Raw genomic sequence first — 26,016 nt, 5'->3', positions numbered from 1 at the left:
CGTTAGATCAGGATCACGGCCCACACCAGGGTGATCATGGTCAGCGCAACGAATTGCGCAGCGCTGCCCATATCCTTGGCGTTTTTCGACAAAGGGTGACGGTCCAGGGAAATCCGGTCGATGGCCGCTTCCACCGCGGAGTTGAGCAACTCGACAATCAAGGCCAGCAGGCATACCGCGATCAACAAGGCGCGTTCCACCCGGCTGACGTGCAGGAAGAAGCTCAATGGGATCAGGATCACGTTGAGCAACACCAACTGGCGGAAGGCCGCCTCGCCGGTGAAGGCCGCACGCAGGCCGTCCAGGGAATAGCCCCCTGCATTGAAGATACGTTTGATACCGGTTTGACCCTTGAAAGGCGACATAGACGTAGGCAACTGAACCAAAGAAGTGGGGAAACTAGATCACGCCAAGTCAAAAAAGCGTGAAGCGGCTACAACTTAATGCTGTGAAATTGACTCAAGTTGTTGCAAGAGCAGCGCCGCCTGCGTCCGGGTACGCACCCCCAGCTTACGGAAGATCGCGGTAACGTGGGCCTTGATGGTCGCTTCCGACACGCTCAGCTCGTAGGCAATCTGTTTGTTCAACAAGCCTTCGCACACCATCGTCAGCACGCGGAACTGCTGGGGCGTCAGACTGGCCAGGCCATCGCGGGCGGCCTTGGCTTCGTCGGACACATTGATTTCTTCAAACGCCTGCGGCGGCCAGGACACGTCGCCGTCCAGCACCCTGCGCACGGCCTTCTGAATATCTTCCATGGCGCTGGATTTTGGAATGAAACCGCTGGCGCCAAATTCCTTGGAACGCACCACCACGTCGGCTTCTTCCTGGGCCGAGACCATCACCACCGGAATCTGCGGGTATTGCCCACGCAACAGCACCAGCCCCGAAAAACCGTAGGCACCCGGCATGTTCAGGTCGAGCAGCACAAGGTCCCAATCGGATTTTTCGGTGAGACGGGCTTCCAGCTCGGCAATGCTGGCCACTTCGACCAGGCGCACATCCGGGCCAAGGCCCAGGGTCACTGCCTGGTGCAGGGCGCTGCGAAACAGCGGATGGTCATCGGCTATCAGGATTTCGTATGTGGCCATTGATTAAATGATCCTGTTTTTTATGGGAGCCCTGATGGGTTCAGGGTTCACCAGTACACAAGATGACAGCCAGGCAGCCATCACCAGAGGGCACGTTCAGCGTCGAAAACACCTTGAACGACGTTGAAAAATTCACGCTTACGCCCAATCGGCGCCCAGCATGCCCAGCGTAGCCTGGGGGGTCAAGTACTACGCCCGTGGGCATTTTAGCGGGTTGCGGGCTTAAGGTGCCATCATGCAAACGTCGTCTGGCTATACCGCTGGAATATAGGGTGCAAGACGAGTATGGACGATGTCTGCCGGGTCCAGCGGCAGTTGGAACTTGGCCGCCAGGTAGTGGGTGCTGAACACATCAAGGTAAGCGTCCAGCACCTCGCTGGCGACGCCGTCGTCGGCCAGCTCAAGACATAGCGCCGCCACTTCAGCGGTGCAGAAATGATCATCACGCTTGGAGCGCCGCAGCTTGTAGCGTGACAGTTGCTCGGGCGCCAGGCTCAGTACCGGCAAATGCTCCAGGTACGGGCTTTTGCGGAACATCTTGCGCGCCTCACTCCAGGTGCCATCGAGCAGAATGAACAGCGGGCGCTTGCCCTCCTCCACCCGCACCTCGCTGACGACACGCTCAGGCGCGACGAATTCGCCGGGGAACACGATATACGGCTGCCACTGCGGATCGGCCAGCAAGGTCAGCAAATCGGGGTCGACTTCGGTGCGCGACCAGGCGAACGCGGTGGTGTCGTCAATCACATCGGCGATCAGCCAACCGGTGTTGCTGGGTTTCATCGGCTCGACGTCATGCATCAACAGGCACATGGCGGAACGGGCCTCGACCTTGGGGCGCCAGGCGCACAGACAGTACTCGGGGATGACCCGGCAGCCGCTGCAGCGTTCGGCACGGGAGCCACGGTTGAGGAACGGCCTGACGGCACGTGCCAGGCGCTGTGTACGCAGGCGGGAGACGGCGTGACTCATAGGGTGCGCCGTTGGGACAGGTAAATCGACACTGTGAAAACTCGTGGAGGGCTTCAAGTGGCGGCAGTCTACCAGCGATACGCCTGGCTGTAGTGGCAAGGGCTCACCTATAATTGCGCGCCACTGAACGCACAGCGCAGTGGTTGGTCTATGCACCAGTACCCGAATCAGGAGATTTTCATGTTGCGTTCCATGCTGCGCCTTGCCGCCCCGTCCATCGCCCTTGCGCTGGTATTGCCCGTGGGCGCCCAGGCGGCCTCGCTGCTGGAGGCCCAAATGAACCGCAAGCTGCAAAGCGTCGCGGCGGAGAGCAACAAAGACCTGCCCCGGGAAATCGACGAAAAAACCCTCGAGGTCGCCTACACCGTCGAAGGCATGCAACTGATCGATCACCTCAGCGTACTGCCCGACCGTGCTGAGCAGATGCGTGCCAACCCCAAGGCGGTGTACTTCCAACTGGGCCAAGCCGTGTGCCTGAACAAGGGTTACCGCGAGCTGATGGCCAAGGGTGCGGTGATGCGCTATGAAATCACCGAGAACAAGACCAACCGTCCGGTGGCGTCGGTGAAATTCGTCGAAGCGGATTGCCCTGCACCGGCTGCCGCGAAGAAGAAAAAGTAAGCCTGGCGTAACCCTCGCGCGCTGCTGCCCAGCGGCGCGCACTCCCCCGTTTCAATTCTCCTGCACCGGCTAGACTGCGTGGTGAGCGACCAATAAGCGGTTGCCAGCCAAGGGTTTTTCGGCTCATGATCGAGCCATCCCTCCCGTCCATTCCCAGCGTTTCTCTTAGCTGTTTTGTCACATTTTCAGGGCAAAAGAGGGTTGCCCACCTGCGGTATGCAGCGACACATGCAGTGTCGTGGCCTTCGACGAACCTCTCGTCGAGCACCCGGGCCCTGTGTAGAAGGAGAAGTTGAATGCCTTACGAATCGAATGAGCAACTGCTCCGTCATTTTGAACAACACGGAGCCGACCTTGCGCAGCAAGTCGACGCTCAACTCCAGCTGATTGCTCCGAACAGCCCGAATATCCCCCTTTATCGCGACATGATGCTCACCGTTCTGCGCATGGCTCAGGACGACCGCGACCGTTGGAACGCGAAGATCACCTTGCAGGCCATCCGCGAACTGGATAACGCCTTTCGCGTGCTGGAACAGTTCAAGGGACGGCGCAAAGTCACGGTGTTTGGTTCGGCACGTACCCCGGCCGAAAGCCCCCTGTATGCCTTGGCCCGCGAAGTAGGCACGTTGCTCGCCCAATCGGAGCTGATGGTGATCACTGGCGGCGGCGGTGGCATCATGGCCGCCGCCCACGAAGGCGCGGGCCTGGAACATAGCCTCGGTTTCAACATCAACCTCCCCTTCGAGCAGCATGCCAACCCGACCATTGATGGCACCGACAACCTGCTGTCTTTTCACTTTTTCTTTACGCGCAAGCTGTTCTTCGTCAAGGAGGCCGATGCGCTGGTGTTGTGCCCGGGCGGGTTCGGCACGCTGGATGAAGCGTTGGAAGTGCTGACACTGATCCAGACCGGCAAAAGCCCATTGGTGCCCGTTGTGTTGCTGGACGCACCAGGTGGCAGCTTCTGGCAAGGCGCCCTGGACTTTATCCGCAGCCAGCTGGAAGCCAATCGCTATATCCTGCCTACCGACCTCAAGCTGGTACGCCTGGTTTACAGCGCGGAAGAAGCGGTGGCCGAGATCAATCAGTTTTACGCCAACTTCCACTCAACACGTTGGTTGAAGCACGAGTTTGTGATGCGCATGAACCACCCACTCAGTGACCGTGCCCTGGCCCATTTGCAGAGTGAGTTTGCCAGCCTGCGATTGAGCGGGGAGTTCCAGCAACTCGCCTACACCGCTGAAGAGCATGATGAGCCAAGGTTCAGCCATCTGACGCGTTTGGTGTTTAACTTCAATGGCCGCGATCAGGGCCGTTTGCGAGAGTTGGTGGATTACATCAACTTGCCGGAAAACTGGGCACAGGCTCAGGGGAAGACGCAGCAGCGGGTAGCGCCGGAGCCGGCTTGAGTTTTTGAGTGCAAAAAAAAGGCCCACTATTTTCATAGTGGGCCTTTTTTGTGGCGCTGGCATGAGACATTCGGGGCCGCTACGCAGCCCAGCGGGAGCAAGCGCCCTCGCCATGACAAGCCCTTGCAAAATACCAACTCAGTCGTCCATGTCCCGGCCACTCAACAGGCGGCTGATCATCTCCATCGAAAACCCGCGATAGCTCAGGAAACGCCCCTGTTTCGCACGCTCCTTGGCATCGATCGGCAGATGACCAGAGAACTTGCGACGCCAGGTATCTTCAAGCTGCGCCTGCCAACTGATACCGCATTCACGCAGGGCAAGGTCGATGTCGGCACGTTGCAGGCCGCGCTGGCTGAGTTCTTCACGAATCCGCGCCGGACCGTAGCCAGAGCGCGCTCGGTAGGAAACAAAACTTTCAAGGTAACGGGATTCCGACAACAGCCCCTCTTCCGTTAATCGGTCGAGGGCCGTGTCGATCATCTCGGGCTCCGCACCGCGCTGACGCAGCTTACGCGTCAGCTCGACTCGACCATGCTCGCGGCGAGCGAGCAGGTCCATTGCAGTGCGCCGAACGGCGACGAGTGTATCCAGTACAACTGTCATCGTTTGCTTCAGATATCAGTGTCGGCTTCTTCCACTTCTTCAACCGGCTCGCGGTTGGCAGCAGCCTTCACGTCTGGCGCTGCGGTCAGCAGCTTGTCGCGGATCTGCTTCTCGAGCGTGGCCGCGATGTCCGGGTTGTCCGCCAGGTACTTGGCCGAGTTGGCCTTGCCCTGACCGATCTTGCTGCCGTTATAGGCATACCAGGCACCGGATTTCTCGACGAAGCCGTGCAGCACGCCCAGGTCGATCATCTCGCCGTTCAGGTAGATACCCTTGCCGTAGAGAATCTGGAACTCGGCCTGACGGAAAGGCGGCGCTACTTTGTTCTTCACGACCTTGACGCGGGTTTCGCTACCGACAACCTCGTCACCTTCCTTCACCGCGCCAGTACGGCGGATGTCCAGACGGACCGAAGCGTAGAACTTCAACGCGTTACCACCAGTGGTGGTTTCCGGGCTGCCGAACATCACGCCGATCTTCATACGGATCTGGTTGATGAAGATCACCAGGCAGTTCGCGTTCTTGATGTTACCGGTGATTTTACGCAGCGCCTGGGACATCAGGCGGGCTTGCAGGCCCACGTGCATGTCGCCCATTTCGCCTTCGATTTCAGCCTTTGGCACCAGTGCAGCCACGGAGTCGACCACGATCACGTCGATGGCGTTGGAGCGCACCAGCATGTCGGTGATTTCCAGGGCTTGCTCACCGGTATCCGGCTGGGACACCAGCAGGTCGTCAACGTTGACGCCCAGCTTGCCGGCGTATTCAGGGTCCAGGGCGTGCTCGGCATCGACGAACGCGCAGGTGGCGCCCATTTTTTGCGCCTGGGCAATCACCGACAGGGTCAGGGTGGTTTTACCGGAAGATTCAGGACCGTAGATTTCAACGATACGGCCTTTTGGCAGGCCGCCAATGCCGAGCGCGATGTCCAGACCCAGAGAGCCCGTGGAAATAGCCGGGATCGCCTGACGGTCATGATCGCCCATACGCATTACGGCACCCTTGCCGAATTGACGTTCGATCTGACCCAGGGCCGCAGCCAAGGCTTTCTTCTTGTTGTCGTCCATTAAAGTCCTCACGTAATCAATAAGGCCTGACGGCCAACACCTGTATAAGTAGACAGTATTGTTCCACAAAGATCGGGGATCGCCTACCCCTGATTTTCTATTTCTGCTGCAGCTCGTCGCAACAAGCCCTCTAGCGCGGCCTTTACCGTTTGTCGGCGGACCTCGTCGCGGTTGCCGCTGAAGTGCGCAAGTTCCGCCGTGACCTCGTCGCCAACGCCAAAAGCCAGCCACACGGTGCCCACCGGTTTGTCCGGCGAACCGCCGTCCGGCCCGGCTACACCGCTGACCGCCACGGCAAATCGCGCCAGGCTTTTTTCCTGGGCGCCACGGACCATCGCTTCCACCACTTCCTGGCTGACGGCGCCCACTTTGGGAAACAACGTCTCCGGCACATTCAACTGCCGGGTCTTCTGACGATTGGAATAGGTGACATAACCCGCCTCGAACCAGGACGAACTCCCCGGAATCCGCGTGATCGCTTCGGCAATACCGCCGCCGGTGCAGGACTCGGCAGTGGTGACATGAGCATTGAGCACCTGTAAACGGCGTCCCAGTTCAGCGGCCAGTTGAGTGATTTCCTTCACGGTCGTCTCCGGAGGTAGGCAGGGGATTCGTCTACCCTACAGCAGCCCATCGGCCATGCAAGTTACAGATTGCATCAGGAGACTAAAGCGCGGGTGAAACGCCTAACACCGCCCGCGCCCGCGCCCACAACCGCAAGCGGTCCTCCAAGCCATTGAGCCCACCGTTGATCCGTCGCGTAATGGTGTTGAACTGGTCCTTGTCGGCCAGTTCATTCAACCCATTGCTCTGCCAGAACCACGCAGCGGATTCGCATGCCCATTGCGCCTGCTCCAACAAGTGCGGGTGCAGCAACAACCGCTCATCGCCGAACACTGCGCGGCTGCACGCCAGGTAATTGCGTCGGCCCGTCACCTGAATCAACCCCCTCCCCCGGTACTTCTGGCCATCGCCGTCCGCCTCGGGGCTATTGCCCAGGCGGACCGCCAAAATGCCGGTGTCGTATTGACTCAAATATTGATCACTGCCGAGTTCACGCACGTAACGCAACTCGCCAGACTCATGGGCGATTTGTGCGAGAAAGGCCGCGATGCGCCGAGGACTGTTGATCTCGTATCGCGCACAAGCGGCATTTAGCGCGGGCAAAAAAATGCCCGCTTTCAGGCGGGCTCCAGGCATGATTTGAATCAATTCCTGCAGTGTCATTAACATCAGCGCCCTCCCGAAAACACGCTATATCGACAATCCACCCGCCGTGATCGCACTGCGGTAGCCCGTTGCCGGGTCCCCCTCGTTCACCACCTTGGTGATCGACCATAGCCCCTGCATATACAAAGGCCAGGTTTCATCCAGCCGCAACAGACCTTCGGCGGCCAATAACGGGTTGCCAGGGCAATCGACCTGCAACTCCAACCCTTCACGGCCGACGCGGCGCAACTCAGCTTCGGCCACGGCGCGGGCCTCGGCTTCGTTCTGGCAACGCTGGCGCAAGGTCTTGAACGGTGCAATACCGATCTGGACCACCTGCTGCTTGCCGCCGCCGCTGTCCCACCACATCACGCGACAGCCCTGGTAGCTAGAGCGGGTATTCTCGTTCAGTACGGCAGTGATGAAGGCCTGGTCACCGGGACGGTTATCCTGAGTCACGGACAACTTCACCTCGGGCAATTGTTGCAGGGAAATCGACTTGACCTGCCCGGCTTCGGCCAACACATACAACTCGTTGAACGGCTTGGTGACCGCGCAGTAGCGCCTGGCAAGGCGGGTGATGAACGCCATGTCACTTTCATTGGACTGGTCGACATGGGCAATCGCAATCCCCTCCAGTGACGCGGCTACGCGCGGTGAAAAACCGTGCCGGCTGACCAGTTGCCGAAACAGTGCGCCCAAGGTCGTCGGACCATGACTGGCGGAACGGCGCTGGCGGTACTCACTCGGGTCCACGCTGCTGAAAGGTGCTGCCGTGGCAACGATCATCAAGCGCATGGGAAACAGCACGGGGGTTCGCTGGGTAATCAGGAACTGCCCTTTCTCCACCAACCCTGACTCTTTATAACCAACGCGCAATCCGATCTTGCCGCTCATGCTCGGCAGGCCTTCGAGCCCCTCGATATTCAGCGTCAGCTCCAGCCGATCCGACTCGATGCCCGCGGCGTCTGTGTGCTTCCAGCGCAGGATGCGTTGATTGAGCAGTGCCGCGTTGGCACCGTAAAACTCCACGATTGGCGTAAATCCCTGTGCCATGCAGCCTCCTTAATCCCACGCCAGAACGGGGCGTACCGCGACCGGCCGCGCTTGCATTTCCGGCACGATCACCCAGACTCCCGCCGGCAGCGCCGGGCCATACTCGGCAAGCGTGGGGTTCAGGCGCCACAGGGTTTCTTCAGCCGCATCATCGCAACGCCCCAGCTCGCGGTAGAGCAGCAGGTTGACCGAGTCACCGGCGATACTTCGTACTCTACGCATTGACAAATTCCTCCAGTTCAAGCGTCCAGGCCATCACCATCGCAGTGCCGTCATCGATCACGTTGCTCTGGTTTTCCACCACCGAATTGATCCGCCACAGGCCCCAGTTACGGCCGATCCCATCGACCAGCGGCAACGGCGCCCGCAGACCTTGCAGGGCACGCAATTGATCCAGGCGTTGCATACCGATGCCGTACATGGCCGTACCACTGAACGTGAGTTTTTCCAGCCTCTGGCCGCTCTGTCGCGACTGCGGCTTGCTGGCGATAATCGCGAGGTCGCTCCAGCCGCCGTCGCTGTTTCGGACCAGCGAGGAATAGGCAAACCCTCGGGACAAACCAAAGATGAAATCACCCAACACCATCTGTTGTCGCATCAGTCACCTCCTGGGTCGGCGAGTGCCGCGTTGCGTCGAATGCCCAGCGAGTCCGTGAGCATCGGCACGCATTGCAATTGCAGGGCCTGGATAACCTGGCTGACAACCTGTCGGGCATCGGCAGGGTTCACACCAGTGATCTGGATACTGGGCGCGATGGAAACCTGAACGTTATCCGCGCGGGCACTGTTGAGTGCCTTGCTCACGCCACTCGGCGCCGGCAGGCGATCGCTGGGCCCGAACACCTTGTCACCCAGCCAGGCGCCAGCCTCACTGCCCAACAAGCCACCGATGGCACCACCGAGCACAGTGCCGGCACCGGGGAAAATCATCGTACCGATGGCCGCACCGGCGGATGCGCCGGCCCAGGCGCCACCGGCAGTACCCAGGCCGGTGGCGATGGCGTTGGCGTCACCGTTGCGTACACCCTGGACCACGTCGAGAGTGGCTGCGGCCGTCCTCAATGGACCCAGCCGCCGGATGCCGACGGATTGAAATGTGGCGAGAGCATCGGCCAAGGCACCTGCGGGTACGTTTGCCAGGTTGGACGTGGGCACTGCAACGCTAGCCCTGGCATAGGGTTGGGGGCTTTGCGAGGTCACTCCCACATGAAAGCCGTTTGACGAGCCACCCAAGGCCTGGCGACTTTGCTCGTACAGATTGCGCCCCCCTGTGCTGCGCCCTCCGATTTTTTTGCGACCTTTGTATTGCTTGGCTGCCGAGTCGATGACCCGATCAATGGCTTTTTCTACGACCTTATTTTTCAGCGTATCCCACAACTGCGCGCCAGCCGCCTTGAGCGTGCCCACCACCTCACCATCCGCGGGCTCCTTGGGCTGATCCTTGCCCGAACTCGCGGCGACATCCGCGGCCTTGGGCATCAACGTATCGCTGTTGATGAACAGCGTACTGTTGAGCGTCTCCAACGTCTCGCGCAGCCGCACTTGTTCCTGGGTCAACGCGTTGATGTCCACACTCAATGTGAGCAACGCAGAGCGCAGCTCCAACGGCGGCTGCGGGCCAGCGTCCAGGCTCAGGGGCGGCGCAGCGCTTGTGGAAAACGGTGCCAGCACGTTGCCAAGGTCCGCGTCGCCGACCATCCAGCGCAAGTCCTCCTGGGCGAGCCTTGTCCCATATTTTGTTTCTTGCATCCCGCTCTACTCCTGTTTAACGCCAAGGCGAGTGATCGCGATGTCGTAGCGGCGCATGGCTTTGACGGCATCCCATTCCAGGATCTCCGCTTCATTGACCGAGTAAACCAGCGGCACCACATCGAGGATTACGTCGATGTCGCGTTGCGAAAGAAGGCCGCCGGTTGATTTAAAAAATCGTCGATGCGCTCCTGCAATTCGGTCCAGTCGGGCACACTCAGGCCGGCGAGGTCGGGGATCATCAGCCCGGTGCAATGGGCGGTAATGAATTCGGCTCGCTCTTTGGCAGTGGCGAGTTTTTTCATCACTTTGGTCGCGCGCAAGGCGGGCATTTCCAGTTCGAGTGCGGTATGGGTGCGGCCGGCGGCATCGACCGGCAGCAACAGTTGCACGGGATGTCCGTGGCTCGATTGCGCCTGCTCGTCGAGGAAGAACGACGCAGGACGTGTCGACATTTCATGCACGTATTGGGCGATGGTCACGTAGTCCGGGCGCTTGAGTTGGTCGAGCTCTTTTTCCGACAGGCCGGTGGCGAGTTTCGCCAGTTCAAAGAACTGGTCGTCCTCGTCCTCACCGGCCCGGGCCAGCGCGTCTTTTTGCGCGGCGTAGTACAACGGCTTGAGTTGAACCTGTTCAATCGCCGCGCCAGTGTCGGCAGTGATCGGCGAGAGCAGGCGGTGTAACGGTGGCATCCAGGCCATAGGGCAATTCCTTGGTTAACACGTTGTAGAAAAGGGCAAGCGCAGCCCCCTGAGGGAGCCGGGCTTGCCCGCGATGCAGACGACTCGGTACCTCAGGCTGACCGAGGTGTCGCTATCGCAGGCAAGCCAGTTCCCACACTGACCGCGCCCACTTCAAGCCATGATCGTTATCAAGGCATCAGCACAGCGCGGCGCGCATCGCCAAGGATGTCGACGCCATTGAGCACGAACTTCTGGGTACGTACGTCGATGTCGATCACCGGAATGCCGTTTTCCAGGCGGTTATAGGTGCGGCAGGACAGGTCCAGGGTGGTGACGGCCTTTTCACCCATTTTCAGCTTGCCCTCCTCCAGGGATTTGAGCTTGCCGCCGACCGTGTGGTAGGTGAAATAGGTCTTGCCGTCCTGGTCCTGACCGGCTTCACGCACGTTCAACAGGATGTCATCGCCCAGGCGCACACCCAGGGCCAGCATGATTTCCGGGCCGGCGCCTTGCAGGATCAACTTGGCGTTGAGCACCTTGCCGCTCTTGGCCATTTCCTCGGCGATAAAACGCCCGCCGGACATGGGCTCCATTTCGAACTCGATCTTCGGCGGGTTGAACTCTTCCACCGTCGCGGACAACGGCAGGCCTTGAAGGGTGGCCGCAATGGCCTGTCTGACTCGGTTGGTAAACATTAGAGAACGTCCTCCAGGAACTGCTCGATGATTTCATCGCGAGCGTTGAGTTGATAAACCATGTGTTCGTTCGGCGCGTAGCGGCCGTAGTCGATGACGATGAACCACGTGCCGTTCTTGTACTTCTCGACACTGTTCAGTTCCGGGTGCAGGTACACGCTGCCGCCGGGGATGGTTTCGTCGGCAACCAGGGTTTGCAGCCAGTCGTTGATGCGCTTGACCTCCTGGTCCATGAACGACTTGGTGAGGTTCTTGGCCATGGCTTTCTGGCCGGCCTTGACCAGCTTGCGGCTGATGGCGTCTTCCAGGCCGACATAGCTGATGAACTTGCCGGTAATGGAGCGGTTGCCCAGCAGCGAGAAGCCGCCAAGGATGGTGCGGGCGTAGTAGCTCACGCCGTAGCGGTTGAGCAGGTCGCCTTCGGTGGAGGTGTCGAGGATGTTGTACTCGACGACGCGGGAAACATCCTCGGCGAACGTCACCTGATTGCCTGGGCTTTCCCACTGTTTGACCTTGGCCAATGCGGCGATGGCCAGGGACGACGGCGCGAGGAACACGTTCTTCTTCGCGGCCTTGGAGTACACCGACGGCATGTTGTGCACCAGCAGGCAACGGTCGAAACCGAGATCGGCGCCACCCAGCTCACCGCTGTAGGTCACTTGGTCGGCGACCGCCACGTCCTTGCCATCCAGCACCACGCGGGCCTTGATGCGCTTGCCGAAAGCCGCGAACTCACCAGCCACCGCCTTGACGCCGGTGAAACCCGGGGCGCCGATGATGGTCAGGTCTTCCGGCACGCTGGCCAATGCAGCGAGGCCCAGCTTGCGGCCGGTGACCGGCTCGTCGCCGCCAATCACGTTGTTCTGCGTATCGGCCGCAGTTGCGCCCTCCTCCACGATCACCACGTAGACCGGCACGTTCACCACTTTGAGGATCTGGTACACCGCATGAAACAAAGTGCCCGACTCGGCGCCAGTAGGATCCAGCAACGCCTGGGTGGTGAAACTGTTGATACGGAACGGCGAATTTTTCGGGATCGACGCGTGAGCCTTCGGCGCGGTGCCGACCAGGCCGATGACGTTATCGCCCAGGCCGCCCATGGCCTCGGGGGATTCGCTCGCGTTGACGGTGATGCCGTTGTGCTCGAAGTTCAAAACCTCAGCCATGATTAGTCAGCCTTCTGGGTAGCGGCCTTTTGGGCCGGGGTGGCGTTGAGGACGCTGGTCAGTTCCAGGCGTCCGGCGGTGCGCAGGGCGGTTGCTTCGACGTCCAGCAGGTCCAGTTCCTCGCCAACGACAGACCAATGGCCGGCGTGGGTGGGGAAAGGGACTAGGACGGTGTAGGTTTGGCGGGTAGGCATTGGGGAAAATCTCCAGGCGAAAAAAAAACCGCGAAAGCGGTTTGAGGGGACGTTAAACAGGGTATTTATTCGGTTTGAGCAGCGATCCACGAAGGCGCAACAGGCCGATGTTCGCTGTTCGGAAAGTCGGGCGACTGAGGCCAATCGCGCAACGCCTGCATATAAACCAGCAGTTCCTTGAACTGCTCCTCGGAGAGCGTTGGATCAACTTCGATTTCAAGCTGATCACGATGACGCTCACGCAGCCATTTCACTGACGACAACTCGTAGCCACGCCAGGCTCGTTCCCGAGCGCCAACGTCTTCAACGGTTGGAGAAGCGCCTTGATCCGGAATGGCAAATCCCCGCGCGCTGAGATCTGCATAGTCTTTTTCCGACATTTCAATCACATCGGGCGGCATGTTCTTGCCATGTAGCGACAACGAGTAAAGCCCGTGGGTGGACGGTGAATAAAACATGAAACCTCCTCAATATCCGATTGCGATCACCAGCGGAAAGTTAAGCCCTTGATTCCCAGTACCGAACCACTGAGGAAAGAGTTTGATGGTCTCTTTGCTCCAGCTACTCACCTGGTAGACCTGATCGGAAACGACCGTGTCATTGCCCATGGTCGATACAGAAGGAATCAAACACGCATTGGGAAACGCGAGCGGAAAACTAACCGCCGGATAAGCCACTGATTCGAGACCGCTGACGGGCCCTTTGAACCACTGGATAATCAACCCGCCCAACCAAGTGGGAAACGCGATATACCCCGGCATCCCAAGCGAAATGGAAAACCCCGCGCGCAGTTTTTTCGGTGTCGCAACAGCCGCATCATCCACCCCGGCATTCAGTTGTGCCTGAGTTGCGACCTTGACAGTGCCTTGATTGGTTTCCGTGGCCTGGGCCGCCAAAGGCACCAGGGCCGCAACATCAATGCTTCCCTGGTTAACCGGCGCATTCCAGGCCTTGATGCACCACATCACCGCCAGGTTACGCGGACGGGTTTCACTGCCACCGGTGAACCCCACGTCTTTGAGGACATCAAACGTGGTACCGCCGAGAGCTTTAGCCCCACCGGGGGTGATCTCAGAATTGATACCGGTTTGATTGAGCGGTGTATGGGTGTGGCTCTTGAACGCATCCGCCTGGAAACTGGGAATCGCGCGCCCCGCATCCACTCCCCGCCCATGATCCCAGCCCCGGAAAAACTCCCCTCGCGACTCCGGCAACCGGGTGAACCCGACCGCATCGCCCGCGACATTGAATTTCTTCGCCAGATACCCCGCCAGGTCTGGATAAACAGAATCCTTGAACAGGCTGTTATCCACCTCCAGATACCCCGATGGAACGATGCCCAGTGGAAACGGCACCATCGCCCCAACGGGCAACGCCGATGCCTTGGCGATCAACGCCTCAATCTCAAGCTTGGTGTACGTCCCCTTCGCCAACTGCTGCGCCAGATAATCCACCACCCACGCCCGAGTGGCCTTCACCACCGTGTCATCAATCAACAACGTCACATTGGCGGCATTGGTCGTCTCGAAAATCGAGCGAATGTAAAACTCTTTGCCCGCCCCCGACGTCGTCAACACCGGCTTGTATGACTCCGGGTATTTCACGATGGCGTACAAGATCCCGCTATCCGTCCACAACCCGGCTTCCCGCACATACCAGCCGCCGACATTCGACGGAATGGTGACCTCAGCCAACAGCCAGTTGGCATTTTTTTCATCTTGGAACAGCGCGCTCAACGGCCCACGCCAGACCTCGCGTTTCAGCGCTTTTGCGCTGGCATCGGGGTTGTAGACCGCGCCGTTGCCGTCGCCAACAGAGATTTGCGCAAGTTTGATCGCGACGCCGGCAGCCTTGCAGGCGGTTTCGTAGGCGATCCCCGCGTTAGTGAGCAGCGTGTAATAGTCAGCCATTTAGTGCTCCTGTGGATAAAGGGTAGTGGTTTCGACGGTGTAGAGCCCGGCCGCCAAACAGGTGCGGCCGGTGGCCTCAACGCCGGCCAGCAAGTTCGGGTAGATCGTGGTGAGTTCGCCGCACAGCGTGGCGCCGCCGATGCTGTGGCGGCCCGACGCGCTCAGGCCGACAGAAACCGCGAAGATGTCGCGCTCACTTTTGGCATCGGCCAGGCGTCGATCAAGTCGGAGGTCGGTGGCTTCGCTGTAGGGCAAATCGGTCCAGATCCGGACGGCAAAGCTGTAGGGCACACCTCGCGGCGCCTGTTCGTACCAGGCACGTACTTCGGGGCGTAGTTGCAGGCCTTTGACGGCATTTTCCAGGGCTTGGCGAGTGCCAGCCTGGCGGGCGGTGGGCCAGGCGAGTTTGACGGTCAGGCGTTTCTCGGCGTCGGGGGCGGTGGTGCTCCATTCGTTCACCGCGCGGTCCGCTGCCAAGTAGGGCAAAAACGCCGCCGGTGTACGATCCGGGTCCATCAGTTGGGGAAACGGCGGGGCTACCCGCTCCAGCAGGTGACCAAAACCGAGGTCCAGAGCCTTTTCCAGCGGGGAACTGTTGGCGGGCAACAGGCTCGTCTTGGGTTCACTCATAGCGTGCGCACCTCCACCTCGACACCCGTGCAGTACGGGGCCTGGAATGCCGAACTGATGATCGGCGCCAGCGGTTCGAGGATCTGCAGTTGCGCGGCGCCGGCACTGTGGATGGCGTAGTCGATCCAGCTCGGGTCGACCCGACCTTCCAGGCGATGGCAGGAGTCGGCGTAGGTTTGCAGCAGCTGTTGCGCGGCAACCTGGGTCAACCCCGAATCGGGGCCCGCGTTGATTTTGGCGATCACGCGGATCTTGTAACGTTGAATCTGCGCACCTTGAACAGTGACCAGATCGGCCTCCGGCCGCACATCAGGCCTTGCGAAATGTCTGCGCACGCCGTCAAGCAAGTCGGCAGACGCACTGCCATCGCCGTCCCTGGAGAGCACCGTAACCATCACCTCGCCAGGTGCGGTGCGGCGACCGTTGCCATCCTTGACTCGCGCCGCATAACCGTCCGGATCGAAGGTGTAGCTGACCGTCACCACGCCCGGCGTGGCGCTTTGCACTTTGACCACCGGCCGCTCGCCAAGGGTGAACACTTCGCGACGATATTGCATACGCGAACCCGCCGCCGGGGCGTGGGGTGCCAGGTAATAGCGCAGGCGCGCGTCGTCATCGCTTTCCAGAGTCGGCGGCACAGGCGGGAAAGCGGCTGTGTCGCCGGGGTCGAGCACCTGGCGCTCCAGGCCCATATCCGCCAGGCGCGCATCCAGATTGCTGCCGGTGGCCCACCACGCCAGCATCTGCTTGATACGCGCGTTGTACTTGCGCTCGTGGGTTTGCAGGCGCACGCAAAACGCTTCCAGGGCCAAGGTCAACAGCTCGCTTTCATTGTCGAGGCTGACTTTGAGCTTGGCCGCACTTTGCGGCGCGCGGGCGGCCACGTAATCAACAACGAACGCCTTGAATTGCGCCAGCAAAGGCTCGAAGGCGTCGACCGCGATAATCGCCGGTTCCGCCAGTTGGTTCTGGCCAGGGATCAGCATGCTCATGTGACGACCTCGAAAGATTGTTGACGGTTTTTCCAGGTGCCGGCAAAACGCAGCAACAAACCCGCTCCCTGACGGGTGGCGACGATGACCTGGGGTTGAAAGTCGGCGATGCCGTTCTGGGCGTTGTAGAACGCGTCGGCGGCGTGACTCTGGGCGAGGATCAACAGGTCATCGCCCAGGTTCTGGCCGAGCAGTTGCGGGATCTTCGAGCCGTACAGCGGGCGCTTCTGACGAGTGCCCACGGGGGTGGTCAGCGCTCGGGTGGCACGCTGTACGAATTGCAGCCAGTCATCGACCGCTGCCCCGGTGTTCCTATCGATTCCGATCATGGCAAGTCCTTATGCGCTGCTGATCACGCGGCCTTGGTGATCCACCAACGGGCCGCTCAAGTGCACGCCGGCGGCATCCAGCAACAAGCCGGTGGCGCCGAGTTGCAGGGTGATGCTGTCCTTTGTCAGCGCCAGCATGGCGGCGCCGAGGGTGACGTTCAGCTGTTCGCGGGAACCGCTGACGCTGGTCGGCCCGTTGCTCCAGGTGAACGTGTGGCTGGCATCGTCATAGTCACTTTGAGTGCCATCCTGATAACGACGCCGGGTCAGCGAGGCCACGCTGGAGACTGGCGGAAACAGACTACTGTTGAGTCCGAACAAGGCCACAGACTGCGCCCCTCCTTCCCCACCGCCGTAGTTAAGCAACAGGCATTGCTCACCGACCGAGGGAATGCGGGTCTCGCTCTGTGTACCGGCGCTGGGGTTGAAAAAGCGGATGGCCGGGCTGAGCAGGTCCCCATGACTGACCTTGCAGGTGTTGCTCGCCGCGTCGACCTCCTGGCACACGCCAATCCGGCAGTAACTTTCCGCACGCCGATACAGGTCTTCGAGCTGGGCTTCCATTTCCACCAGGCGCTCGACAATCGGCCCGAGTTGCATGCGCAGTAATGCGTCAAACATGGATTACTCCTGGAGTGGGCGATATTGGTCCGGATCGTTGATGTCGAATACTTCCCAAGTGCGGGCAAACAACGGTTTGCCTGTGGGATCTTCGACGAGGGATGGGCCAAGATAGAGGGTTTGGCTGAAGGACACGGTCCAGGTGTCGTAGTCCGTATCCCCACCGCTCGGCGCGGCAGGCGCCGCGACGATAGCGGTAGGCAAGTCGCACTGGTCCGGTGGCAAACCCCAGCGGTTATCCAGGGCCAGGTCCATCAGTTGGCTGGCCAGGTCACACGCTTCAAAAGGAGCTGACTCGCTGGCGACCATGGCTTTGAGTGAAACCGACAACGCATGAGCCTTGCGCCCTTCAAGAGAGCGAGCGCCAGGCCCGTTGCGTTCCATGCTGATCAGTACACCAGTCGTGTCGCCGGGCCCCGTGAAGTCGTGGTGATTACCTACATGCAATTGTGGGAAAGCGCTCTTCAGCGCCGCCTCAATCGCCATAGGCAGTTGGGAGACTTTTTCGATGAGAGTCATTTTTTGCGTCCTTGCGGCGGTTATTGCTGATCCGGGCGGGAGGGCGGGGTTTCGTCGACCCCGATACGCTTGGCCGCCCAACGTTCATAAAGACCGATGGCGACGTCCGCACCGGCCATGGCGGTCAGGCAACCAATGGCGCCGGCGGTCCAGACCGACAGGCCGGCGGCGTACGACAGCATCAATGCCGAAACCCCGCAGACCATGCACGCCCCGGATCGCAGGGCCAGGCGCCGCACCAGCGACCAGCCGCGGGCGCCGTCCTTGTCAGCGCGCCACATTTCGCCGCTGACTCCGCCGATCAAGGCCAGTACGATCACCAGCCAGATCGGCATTTCCGCTAACGCTTGCTGCTCGTTTGTCATGTCACGCCTCCTGGCTGAGCAATGCCGGCAACGTGCCGGTGTGTGGGTACTTCCGTGTGTGGGCAGGCATTCCAAAAAGCCCGGTCGCCCAGGCTTTTCAGTAATGATTTCCACGAACCTTCGGCGCTACTGGCGCAATACGGTTCTTTCCTGAATGTTTTTCCGACCACGATCCCTGTCCGCCGGATAACTGCTTCTGGTGCTTTACGCTGCACACCCGGGTTAGTTGCCAACCCTCTGAACCGTCAAGGCCGGTTCATCGCTGCCTGTTCTTGTATTGCCTTGAAACTAAAGAGCGTCGGCATCCTTGCCGGTGTTACCTGGCGTCCTTGCCATCGCTCGGATGGCGTCCTTGCCGATGTTGCGTGCCTTCCTTGTCTTGACTGGCAGCATCCTTGCCGCCTCCACCAAGCCTTGTTGGCTGGCTTGAGATGAAGAGTATGCATGTATGCATATACAGTCAATGCACTAATGCATTTATTTTCAGCAGCGACATGCACTGACGCATTAGAGACCTTGCAGGCAAAGGGTTAGGTGACTTTTGTCAGGCGAAAAAAAACCCGCACGACGGCGGGTTTTGTCTTACGCAAGGAGGTCAGCGGGCGTACATGCCCCACCAGAACACATGACCAAGGATGCTGATCTGTTCATCCTGGATGTCCTGGAAGCTGTAGTCCTCATCCGGATGCTCATCACGGTTGAAACTGCGCAGGCGAATCCCGGAAGGCAGGCGATAGAGCTGTTTGACGCGAAGTTGGCCATTGTGATTGATGGCATACAAGTCGCCATCAACGATGTCACCAATCCCACTCTTGCCCGCATTTACCCCGACCGTCGCCCCATCCCGCAGCACCGGCAACATGCTGTTGCCGCGCACGGTCACACACTTGGCCTGGTCAAACTGCACCCCGTTATGCCGCAGGCTACGCTTGCCGAACCGCAGGCTGGCCTTTTCGCTTTCTTCGATGACGAATCTTCCTGATCCAGCAGCCAACTCAACCTCGCGTAGAAAGGGGATCGACACCTCGTCGTCATTCACGGGGGTGTCGTCGTCCCAAAGGCTTATGTCCTTGAGTTCCGAATGCGTCGGGCCGCGCGTGTCTTCGCGCAAGACACCCACCGCCACGCGCCCGCGCAGTTGGTCGGTGCTGATGCGGAAGTACTCGGCGATGCGCGAGATGTGTTTGTCCGACGGATCAACGATCTTGCCGTTGAGGATCCGCGACAGCGTGGATTGGGGTACGCCAGTACGCCGGTGAAGCTCCGTGGGGGAGATCCGGTCGCGGTCCAGCAGTTCTCGTAAGACGATAGAAACGTTGCGTTTTTGCATAACGCGAATAATGAAGGGGGTTTGGGGGGTTGGCAAATGCAAATTTGCATATTGTGTGCGTCGATAGATATGTATTAGGTGAAGTTGCGACCAGTAGGGCGGTATAAATCGTGTAATAGCCTTGCGCATATCGCTGAGGATGAGGGCCGGTTGCTGGAACAGGCTGTGTATCCCGTGGACGGCAGCATGACTCCTGCTGAGACTGGGATTCTTTCGATCAAGCTAGGCCTGTCCCAAGGGGTGAAAAGCTCTTTTGCCGACTTTATTCGTGATGCAAAATCCGATCAGAAAAAGCGTGTTTACCGTGAAGTGCTCACCGAGGCGACCAAGCAACAGAACCTCGTGATAATGAAGGCTGAGACGAAACGAGCCTGACTACCTATATGCAAACGACTTCCCGAAGCCCGGCCCTGCACCGGGCTTTTTATTGAGTCAACGGTTACCCCGGACGTACCGCTACGAAGCCCCGACCTCGCGTGTTAACCTTGCCGCCATTGCAAAATCAGCAGGGCCGAGCGCCCCCTTTGCCCCACTCATTTCAACGAATTTGCCTACTATCCAATGAGTAAAAACACTTCCGACCTGTCCTCCCACACCCCGATTGTGTAGGAGTATGTGGGGGATTTGGGGGGAAAGGCCTGTGGTTGCTGGCTGTAATGCGCGCATACAGACGGTTGCATAAGTGCATAATTGGCATTGAATGGCATAGATTGGCGTGCGGTTTGCCCCATTTTTGCCCCAATTCTCGGCGCTCGTACCTACACAGGAACGATCCGCCCGATGATGGGCTGGACCGAGTTTGGCTAAATCACGCAGATCTACCTGCAGAAGCTTTCCCACTTTTGCCCTTGTAGCAATTTCCAAGCAATACCTAATCGACTAGCCCCTGTGACAGTTCAACTTCGACGGTTGTGCGCGCCATGCAGGGGCATTATTTTCTCACAATATTATAATCGGTACGGTTCAAATTTTTTAGTCAATACTGACTGACAGGAGGTTTTCCAAGGTTAGTAGGAAGTCTTTAGGAAGTAGCTGCGGACACTCTTTTAAAACCGTATCAGTTATATACTGTAGAAGGCCACTACCCTTTTGACGAGGAATGAGAAACCCAAACTTTCCGAGCACTATTTGCTCCAATCGATGGTCATCCAGATAAAGATAATCTTTTCTAACCTGAAGAGCCAACCCCGAAACGTAATTTATACAAATAAACTCGACACCCTCAGATGCTTGACCTTCTAAAACATACGCTTGCAAAGTATCTATATAGACTTGCCATTTCGAATCATCCCACCCTTGAATTGAGAAATAATTATCCTCCCTAGGAAACAAGTCTTTCTCAATCAAAAAGTCTAACTTCTCCCTTGAAAGCAGAGCCAACAACAAGACCGGATCTAACAACAAATTCTCTATACCATCTCTTATACAACTCGACAAAACATGAATTCTATCATTAGCTAGCCTCTTGCCATCCCAATCAACCAAACCAAACACGCTTTTGTTACCAGTACCTGACAGCGTACTAACCAAACGAACAACTTGGTCACACCCAGCATTTTTTTCATGCCCGTCAGAACTAGTCCTGCCAACCTCAATGAAGGTCAGAGATCGCTCCGACTTCAACAAGTGCTTATATCTTTGATAAAGCGAGTCATAAAGTCGTGCATCAGAATGACTCTCAACAAAAACTTGGCGACGTCCGTCAAAGGAAATAGAAAGCGTAGGAACCCCCGAAGTCAAGATCGACAAGGCTTCCCCTTTAGATGTTTTAAGTATCCGCGAGGTAGAAACATCCATTACGTAGATCGATTCATCTGGTGCGAGTGCCACAGTCGACGGGCTGTGGGTGGTCATAATCACTGCGACATGTCGCTCATCAACCAATATATTTTTTATGGTTGCAAGCAAGGAGGCCGCCATTGATGGATGAAGAGGCGCATCAACCTCATCAAGCAAAAGTAGAGTTGGAAACGTTTTATCTTGCCGAGCCTCCCTAGCATTATATAAACATAAAGCAAAGGACATTAGGACTTTTTCTCCCGATGATAGATCTTTAAAACTCATCTCTACATCACTAGCGTTTTTTGTTAGTTTTGGTTCATATGGTCCACTTTCATGAAGCGGAGGAGAGTCGACTTTAAAAGATAAATTTGATGCTTCAAGTATTTTATTAACAAAATCCCAAGGGGGTGGACCATAAGTTTCTAAAAACTCATGAGGTTCAAGATATTCATTAATTTCATTAGCCGGTGGCGGAAAGCTTTTGTACATTGCATTCTCATGGAGCAAGCGTCTGTACGTGACAAAAACCTGTCCAAATGCTTGTTGAAAAGGGTCAACAGCCCCCCATAACAGAGCAGGATTTCGGTGAAACTCTGTTGAGGTAGAGAAGAGATATGAACTCGGACTATCTGCAGCGACCCGGCGCATTCTCTTGCGCCACTCTTCATCACCATTGTGTTGAAGAGTCTGCTCCATAATCATATTGGCATTTTGCTTAAAACCTTCCTGAAGCTGCGTCCAATTAATCTTGCCTTGCCCTCTACTTTCGAACCCCTTTAAAAAAACCTCCTCTGTTAATTCGGCTAACCGATTCAATGAAGAAGTATAGTTGTCGGGAACTCCAAGTGCTTTCGCCATAGCCTGTAAACTCGGAAAGCTCGTATCGCGATAGTTCTTAATCTGCTGAAATACATTGGACCTTTGCGCCATATAAGAATGAGAGTCAAATGCACCATTATCCACAGGAACAATATTTGTGGAGTCGTAAATTCTAATACTCCCCTCAGGATCTGGAGCCACGCTAGAACGTATCAACCCGTTCTTTATCGCTGTTAGCAAATGGGTTTTTCCGGATCCATTTACTCCTGTAAGCACAACCAATCCCGGAAGTGAAATCGACTCTAACCCTTTTATGGATTTGTAAGCCCTAACAAAAGTGAGCGTATGTTCTACTACCGCAGCTTCCTTATGCATCTAAATTCATCCTCAAGCATCCCGGACGTAGGATGGCTATGTGACAGTAGAAAACCCTGCGGCAGGCTGCAAGCAAAATTATGAAGCGTGAAGACGTGTTCAAAGTTACCTGTTGATTCGCACCGGTCTTGCTTTCCAAAGATGAGAGGAAAGCTATTACTGATATTGGCCTTCGCTATCCGTGAAGAGGCCGTGTCAATGGCAATTTATAGACCAGAGCTGATCGAGTCTTGTTGTATAACTTCGACTCATTAACTCTCGCCGCATACTCCACTCAGGATTGAGCGGCACGCTGCCCGAGCGTAGCGTCCCACGCCCCCACCGTTCGTTGATCTGATCCAGCACCTTCATCACCCGCGTGGACTCGGCGGGCTGTGAAGTCGCGAACAGATCATCCGTGTACTCACCTGTCTGGCAGAGGTTCAGCAACATCACCTCAGCCTTGCTGTACTTAAAACCTGGTCGAAATATCCGATACAGCGCACCCACCGCAGCTTGAGTAAGAAGCCGCACGTCATCAGTGGGATACGGCATATCCACCACCACCCCGTTGGCATACTTCGCCTCCTCCGGATTGAACATGCCCGTGCGGATGCACACGCGTACCTTCTTACACAGTGATTTCTGAACGCGGAGCTTCTCAGAGGCACGCATCATGTAGGTGGCCACCGCTTCCTTGATCGGCGGTAACTCCGTCAACCGCTTGCCGAACATGCGGCTGCAGCAGATCTCCTGCTTTGGAGGATCCGGCTCATCCAGTTCCAGACAAGGCGTGCCGCCCAACTCCCTGGCCGTCTTCTCGATCACGACGCTGAACTTCTTACGGAGCGTCCACGGGTCGGCCTTAGCCAGGTCCATAGCCGACTTGATGCCCATGGCATCAAGATGGAGTTTCATCTTGCGCCCGACACCCCACACCTCCGCCACGTCCGTATTACGCAGGACCCAATCACGCTTAGCCGGATCGGTGATGTTGACCACCCCACCGGTTTGGGACTGCAGGCGTTTCGCGGTGTGGTTTGCCAGCTTCGCCAGGGTCTTTGTATGAGCGATGCCAACACCGACCGGGATACCAGTACAACGAAGCACCTGAGCACGAATTTGTCGACCTAAGACATCCAGCCCACCAATACCGGTCAGATCGGCAAATGCCTCGTCGATGCTATACACCTCAACCGCCGGCACCATCGCCTCGATCAGGCTCATCACGCGCTCGCTCATGTCGCCGTACAGTGCATAGTTGGAGGAGAACGGGACAATCCCGTGCTGCTTAAGCTTGTGCTTGATCTGGAAATACGGCTCGCCCATCTTGATGAACGGCTTGGCATCGTAGCTACGGGCGATGACACAGCCATCGTTGTTGCTCAGCACCACGATGGGCACCTTCGCAAGATCAGGCCGGAATACTCGCTCGCAACTGGCGTAGAAACTGTTGCAGTCGATCAGTGCAAAAGTCGGCTCTGGCTTAGACATGGCTACGCACTGTGCTGGTGATCACGCCCCAGATCGACAGCTCGTCGCCTTCGAGAACGTAGCGCGCTGGGAATTTGGGGTTCTCGGAAAGCAGCACCACCTCCTGGCCGCGCCTACATAGGCGCTTGCACACCGGCTCATTGTTGAGCAAGGCCACCACCACATGCCCGTGGATCGGCTCGATGGCACGATCCACCACGGCGAGGTCTCCATCGAAGATCCCGACGCCTTGCATGCTTTCGCCAGTGATAGCTACCAGGTACACATGAGGCGCACGGATGTTCAAAACCTCATCCAATGAGATGTGCTGCTCGATGTGATCCGCTGCCGGCGATGGAAAGCCGGCCGGAACCTGGAAAGAGCACAAAGGCAGCTTCGCGCCGACTTCAGCGATGGGACCTAAAATGGTAAAGCTCATGGCGCGACCTTTTACAAATACTGTACGAATGTACAGTTAACTTTGCAGGACGCTTGCGGTCAATTTTTCTGTAGGGGATTTCGACAAGCGGAGAGGTGCGTATGTGTGGGCGATTCGTGCAGTACGAAGGGATGGCGATTTTTATCGAAGAGCTAAACCCACAGATAGAGCTCTTCAGTGGGTACGACGCCGTGCCGATCAATCGCTACAACGTCGCTCCAACGACACGGGTGCAAGTGCTGCACACCGCAGAGAATGGCCTGCATATCGATACAGTCAAATGGGGATGGGCGCCATTCTGGGCCAAGGGCAAACGCCCCGACCCAATCAACGCCCGCGTGGAGACGGTCACTACGGGCAAGTTTTTCAAGCAACTGTGGCCGAATGGCCGAGCCGTGGTGCCGAGTGAAGGTTGGTATGAGTGGGTCAAAGACCCCGACGATCCGAAGAAGAAACAGCCTTACTTCATTCGCCTGAAAAGTCAGAAACCCATGTTTTTCGGGGCGCTCGCCCAAGTGAGCCTTGGCCTGGAGCCCAACGAAGGAGACGGTTTCGTGATCATCACCGCCGCCAGCGACCAAGGGATGGTGGACATCCATGATCGCAAGCCTTTGGTGCTGACGCCTGAGCATGCCAGGGAGTGGCTGGATCCAGGTCTTGCGCCAGAGCGCGCTCAAGAAATAGCCACTGAGTGCTGCCAGCCAACCGAGGATTTTGAGTGGTATGCCGTTGGCAAAGAGGTAGGGAACGTGAAACATCAGGGAGCCGAGCTACTGCTCCCGTTGTCATCAGCGGATGATTAGCCCTGTAAGTGCTGCTCGAGCAGTTGAGCGGCCGCCGGGAAACCTACCCAGGTTGCGTTGTGATCAAGCCCACGGCCAGCCAAGACAACAGCAGCCAATTCGTTAAGGTCAATCTCTCCTCGTGAGGCCGCCGCAAGAAGCTGAGAGGGCAGGACATTCAAGTGGTGGGAGGCAGTTTCCATGGGGTTCATCCTTCGTTTGCGTGACCACAGTAACGCTCTACCATAAACACATAGCAAGCCAATCAGATCGAACATGGCGACCATCAAAACAGCCCCCCTAATGCGGCTGGCTCCCAGTTCATGATCACCAACTCTCCACTGACATCGGCCCTTCCCTGCCGCTGGTTGGTAGTGCTGTAGCGAATATCAACGGTTTCAAAATGAAAGCCGTCAAAGACCTGCCGAATGTCCGGGTGATCATTGATGCTGACCATGACCTTGCCTTTGCAGCGACGCATAAAGTCCGCCATGCGCTCGTAATTCTCAAAGGGAAAATCCACGCCATACCCGGCGGTCTGCCAGTAGGGTGGATCCATGTAGTGGAAGGTGTGGTCACGGTCGTAGCGCTCAGCACAAGCAAGCCAGGGTAAGTTTTCAACGTAGGTACCGGACAACCTCTGCCACGCTGCAGACAGGTTTTCCTCAATCCGCAGCAGGTTGATGGCTGGGCCAGTGGTCGCGGTACCAAATGTCTGCCCCGTCACCTTGCCGGCAAACGCATGGTGCTGCAGATAAAAGAACCGGGCGGCGCGCTGGATGTCGGTCAGGGTTTCCGGACGGGTCATCTTCTGCCACTCAAACACCTGCCGAGAACTGAGCGCCCATTTGAACTGGCGCACGAATTCTTCCAAGTGGTTCTGCACGACGCGGTACAGCGTCACCAGGTCGCCGTTGATGTCGTTGAGGACTTCAACCGGCGCGGCCTGGGGGCGCATGAAGTACAGCGCAGCTCCGCCGGCAAAGACTTCGACGTAGCATTCGTGGGGTGGGAAGAGCGGGATAAGGCGGTCGGCTAGACGGCGTTTGCCGCCCATCCAAGGGATGATGGGTGTGGACATATAAAAGCAAGACCTTTGCTGTATGGATAAACAGTGCTAGGCTCGCTCCGCTTTGTGCACGAAGCAGGAGCC

The 26,016-nt window shown here is 57.7% G+C and carries 33 protein-coding genes; 4 read left to right on the top strand and 29 right to left on the bottom strand.

The genetic code is table 11. The features are described 5' to 3' along the window. Positions 1-2: 2 nt before the first annotated feature. From AC3ISR_RS06480 to AC3ISR_RS06470, 3 genes are all read right to left on the bottom strand, one after another. Positions 3-365: a diacylglycerol kinase gene (locus tag AC3ISR_RS06480; RefSeq protein WP_017137081.1), complete on the bottom strand. Its 363-nt coding sequence runs from the start codon at positions 363-365 to the stop codon at positions 3-5. Positions 366-440: 75 nt separating this feature from the next. Further along, the gene (erdR, locus tag AC3ISR_RS06475) at positions 441-1,091 is read right to left on the bottom strand and encodes a response regulator transcription factor ErdR (RefSeq protein WP_057723263.1); all 651 of its coding nucleotides are present in this window, start codon (positions 1,089-1,091) and stop codon (positions 441-443) included. A 252-nt stretch (positions 1,092-1,343) separates the two neighbouring features. Continuing rightward, positions 1,344-2,063 carry a tRNA-uridine aminocarboxypropyltransferase gene (locus AC3ISR_RS06470; RefSeq protein WP_192297275.1) on the bottom strand — a complete coding sequence of 240 codons (720 nt, stop codon included), beginning with the start codon at positions 2,061-2,063 and terminating at the stop codon, positions 1,344-1,346. Positions 2,064-2,243: 180 nt separating this feature from the next. Here AC3ISR_RS06470 and AC3ISR_RS06465 point away from each other — a divergent pair, with 180 nt between their 5' ends. Beyond that, a complete protein-coding gene (locus AC3ISR_RS06465) occupies positions 2,244-2,684 on the top strand; it encodes a PA3611 family quorum-sensing-regulated virulence factor (RefSeq protein ID WP_192297276.1) in 441 nt (146 codons plus the stop codon). A gap of 296 nt (positions 2,685-2,980) precedes the next feature. Further along, the gene (locus AC3ISR_RS06460) at positions 2,981-4,093 is read left to right on the top strand and encodes an LOG family protein (RefSeq protein WP_463983364.1); all 1,113 of its coding nucleotides are present in this window, start codon (positions 2,981-2,983) and stop codon (positions 4,091-4,093) included. Positions 4,094-4,231: 138 nt separating this feature from the next. On the opposite strand, the gene recX is transcribed toward AC3ISR_RS06460, so the two are convergent. From recX to AC3ISR_RS06355, 21 genes are all read right to left on the bottom strand, one after another. Further along, positions 4,232-4,699, bottom strand: a complete 468-nt coding sequence (gene recX, locus AC3ISR_RS06455; protein WP_078731805.1) for a recombination regulator RecX — start codon at positions 4,697-4,699, stop codon at positions 4,232-4,234. An 8-nt stretch (positions 4,700-4,707) separates the two neighbouring features. Further along, complete coding sequence (gene recA, locus AC3ISR_RS06450; protein ID WP_192297278.1) at positions 4,708-5,766, bottom strand: recombinase RecA; 1,059 nt, start codon at positions 5,764-5,766, stop codon at positions 4,708-4,710. A gap of 83 nt (positions 5,767-5,849) precedes the next feature. Then, positions 5,850-6,350 (bottom strand): CinA family protein, encoded by a 501-nt coding sequence (locus tag AC3ISR_RS06445; RefSeq protein ID WP_192297279.1) that lies wholly within the window; start codon positions 6,348-6,350, stop codon positions 5,850-5,852. 82 nt (positions 6,351-6,432) lie between these two features. Continuing rightward, positions 6,433-6,999: a glycoside hydrolase family 19 protein gene (locus tag AC3ISR_RS06440; RefSeq protein WP_192297280.1), complete on the bottom strand. Its 567-nt coding sequence runs from the start codon at positions 6,997-6,999 to the stop codon at positions 6,433-6,435. A 21-nt stretch (positions 7,000-7,020) separates the two neighbouring features. Then, complete coding sequence (locus AC3ISR_RS06435; RefSeq protein WP_463983363.1) at positions 7,021-8,031, bottom strand: phage late control D family protein; 1,011 nt, start codon at positions 8,029-8,031, stop codon at positions 7,021-7,023. 9 nt (positions 8,032-8,040) lie between these two features. Then, complete coding sequence (locus tag AC3ISR_RS06430) at positions 8,041-8,253, bottom strand: tail protein X (RefSeq protein WP_192297282.1); 213 nt, start codon at positions 8,251-8,253, stop codon at positions 8,041-8,043. Continuing rightward, positions 8,246-8,629 carry a phage tail protein gene (locus AC3ISR_RS06425; RefSeq protein WP_192297283.1) on the bottom strand — a complete coding sequence of 128 codons (384 nt, stop codon included), beginning with the start codon at positions 8,627-8,629 and terminating at the stop codon, positions 8,246-8,248. Before AC3ISR_RS06425 ends, AC3ISR_RS06430 begins: the two co-directional genes overlap by 8 nt. Beyond that, a complete protein-coding gene (locus tag AC3ISR_RS06420; RefSeq protein ID WP_463983362.1) occupies positions 8,629-9,780 on the bottom strand; it encodes a hypothetical protein in 1,152 nt (383 codons plus the stop codon). The genes AC3ISR_RS06425 and AC3ISR_RS06420 overlap by 1 nt, the downstream gene beginning before the upstream one ends. 128 nt (positions 9,781-9,908) lie before the next feature. Then, the gene (locus AC3ISR_RS06415) at positions 9,909-10,481 is read right to left on the bottom strand and encodes a phage tail assembly protein (protein ID WP_192297285.1); all 573 of its coding nucleotides are present in this window, start codon (positions 10,479-10,481) and stop codon (positions 9,909-9,911) included. Positions 10,482-10,651: 170 nt separating this feature from the next. Further along, complete coding sequence (locus tag AC3ISR_RS06410) at positions 10,652-11,158, bottom strand: phage major tail tube protein (RefSeq protein ID WP_192297286.1); 507 nt, start codon at positions 11,156-11,158, stop codon at positions 10,652-10,654. Beyond that, positions 11,158-12,324, bottom strand: a complete 1,167-nt coding sequence (locus AC3ISR_RS06405) for a phage tail sheath protein (protein ID WP_463983361.1) — start codon at positions 12,322-12,324, stop codon at positions 11,158-11,160. The genes AC3ISR_RS06410 and AC3ISR_RS06405 overlap by 1 nt, the downstream gene beginning before the upstream one ends. A gap of 2 nt (positions 12,325-12,326) precedes the next feature. After that, positions 12,327-12,518 (bottom strand): hypothetical protein, encoded by a 192-nt coding sequence (locus AC3ISR_RS06400; protein WP_192297288.1) that lies wholly within the window; start codon positions 12,516-12,518, stop codon positions 12,327-12,329. 65 nt (positions 12,519-12,583) lie between these two features. Further along, complete coding sequence (locus AC3ISR_RS06395; protein WP_226455919.1) at positions 12,584-12,976, bottom strand: phage tail assembly chaperone; 393 nt, start codon at positions 12,974-12,976, stop codon at positions 12,584-12,586. A gap of 9 nt (positions 12,977-12,985) precedes the next feature. Further along, complete coding sequence (locus AC3ISR_RS06390) at positions 12,986-14,428, bottom strand: phage tail-collar fiber domain-containing protein (protein WP_463983360.1); 1,443 nt, start codon at positions 14,426-14,428, stop codon at positions 12,986-12,988. Then, the gene (locus AC3ISR_RS06385; protein WP_463983359.1) at positions 14,429-15,058 is read right to left on the bottom strand and encodes a phage tail protein I; all 630 of its coding nucleotides are present in this window, start codon (positions 15,056-15,058) and stop codon (positions 14,429-14,431) included. It abuts the gene before it with no gap. Then, positions 15,055-16,050 carry a baseplate J/gp47 family protein gene (locus AC3ISR_RS06380; protein WP_463983358.1) on the bottom strand — a complete coding sequence of 332 codons (996 nt, stop codon included), beginning with the start codon at positions 16,048-16,050 and terminating at the stop codon, positions 15,055-15,057. Before AC3ISR_RS06380 ends, AC3ISR_RS06385 begins: the two co-directional genes overlap by 4 nt. Continuing rightward, the gene (locus tag AC3ISR_RS06375) at positions 16,047-16,379 is read right to left on the bottom strand and encodes a phage baseplate protein (RefSeq protein ID WP_192297293.1); all 333 of its coding nucleotides are present in this window, start codon (positions 16,377-16,379) and stop codon (positions 16,047-16,049) included. The genes AC3ISR_RS06380 and AC3ISR_RS06375 overlap by 4 nt, the downstream gene beginning before the upstream one ends. A 9-nt stretch (positions 16,380-16,388) precedes the next feature. After that, a complete protein-coding gene (locus tag AC3ISR_RS06370) occupies positions 16,389-17,000 on the bottom strand; it encodes a phage baseplate assembly protein V (protein ID WP_192297294.1) in 612 nt (203 codons plus the stop codon). A 3-nt stretch (positions 17,001-17,003) separates the two neighbouring features. Then, a complete protein-coding gene (locus AC3ISR_RS06365) occupies positions 17,004-17,519 on the bottom strand; it encodes a hypothetical protein (RefSeq protein ID WP_463983357.1) in 516 nt (171 codons plus the stop codon). Positions 17,520-17,539: 20 nt separating this feature from the next. After that, positions 17,540-17,884 (bottom strand): phage holin family protein, encoded by a 345-nt coding sequence (locus AC3ISR_RS06360; protein ID WP_226455925.1) that lies wholly within the window; start codon positions 17,882-17,884, stop codon positions 17,540-17,542. Between the two features lie 595 nt (positions 17,885-18,479). Further along, positions 18,480-19,214: a LexA family transcriptional regulator gene (locus tag AC3ISR_RS06355; protein ID WP_192297297.1), complete on the bottom strand. Its 735-nt coding sequence runs from the start codon at positions 19,212-19,214 to the stop codon at positions 18,480-18,482. 186 nt (positions 19,215-19,400) lie between these two features. Here AC3ISR_RS06355 and AC3ISR_RS06350 point away from each other — a divergent pair, with 186 nt between their 5' ends. Further along, positions 19,401-19,589, top strand: coding sequence for a hypothetical protein (locus tag AC3ISR_RS06350; RefSeq protein WP_463983356.1), 189 nt, complete (start codon positions 19,401-19,403; stop codon positions 19,587-19,589). Positions 19,590-20,186: 597 nt separating this feature from the next. Here AC3ISR_RS06350 and AC3ISR_RS06345 read toward each other — a convergent pair. The 3 genes from AC3ISR_RS06345 to AC3ISR_RS06335 all read right to left on the bottom strand — a co-directional run bounded on the left by AC3ISR_RS06345 (position 20,187) and on the right by AC3ISR_RS06335 (position 24,081). After that, the gene (locus AC3ISR_RS06345; RefSeq protein WP_489324659.1) at positions 20,187-22,190 is read right to left on the bottom strand and encodes an AAA family ATPase; all 2,004 of its coding nucleotides are present in this window, start codon (positions 22,188-22,190) and stop codon (positions 20,187-20,189) included. Positions 22,191-22,385: 195 nt separating this feature from the next. Further along, positions 22,386-23,663: a translesion error-prone DNA polymerase V subunit UmuC gene (gene umuC / locus AC3ISR_RS06340; protein ID WP_489324658.1), complete on the bottom strand. Its 1,278-nt coding sequence runs from the start codon at positions 23,661-23,663 to the stop codon at positions 22,386-22,388. Further along, the gene (locus AC3ISR_RS06335; RefSeq protein WP_489324657.1) at positions 23,656-24,081 is read right to left on the bottom strand and encodes a LexA family protein; all 426 of its coding nucleotides are present in this window, start codon (positions 24,079-24,081) and stop codon (positions 23,656-23,658) included. Before AC3ISR_RS06335 ends, umuC begins: the two co-directional genes overlap by 8 nt. Positions 24,082-24,182: 101 nt before the next feature. Here AC3ISR_RS06335 and AC3ISR_RS06330 point away from each other — a divergent pair, with 101 nt between their 5' ends. Beyond that, complete coding sequence (locus AC3ISR_RS06330) at positions 24,183-24,884, top strand: SOS response-associated peptidase family protein (protein WP_489324656.1); 702 nt, start codon at positions 24,183-24,185, stop codon at positions 24,882-24,884. On the opposite strand, the gene AC3ISR_RS06325 is transcribed toward AC3ISR_RS06330, so the two are convergent. Together AC3ISR_RS06325 and AC3ISR_RS06320 are read right to left on the bottom strand one after the other, a co-directional pair. After that, positions 24,881-25,066, bottom strand: coding sequence for a hypothetical protein (locus AC3ISR_RS06325; protein ID WP_305394681.1), 186 nt, complete (start codon positions 25,064-25,066; stop codon positions 24,881-24,883). The genes AC3ISR_RS06330 and AC3ISR_RS06325 overlap by 4 nt on opposite strands. 83 nt (positions 25,067-25,149) lie before the next feature. After that, a complete protein-coding gene (locus tag AC3ISR_RS06320; RefSeq protein ID WP_489324655.1) occupies positions 25,150-25,944 on the bottom strand; it encodes a DNA adenine methylase in 795 nt (264 codons plus the stop codon). Between the last annotated feature and the right edge of the window lie 72 nt (positions 25,945-26,016).

The organism is Pseudomonas sp. GL_117 (genome assembly GCF_057835125.1).
Note: the sequence above shows the minus strand (reverse complement) of the source record. Positions and strands in the feature narration are given on the sequence as shown.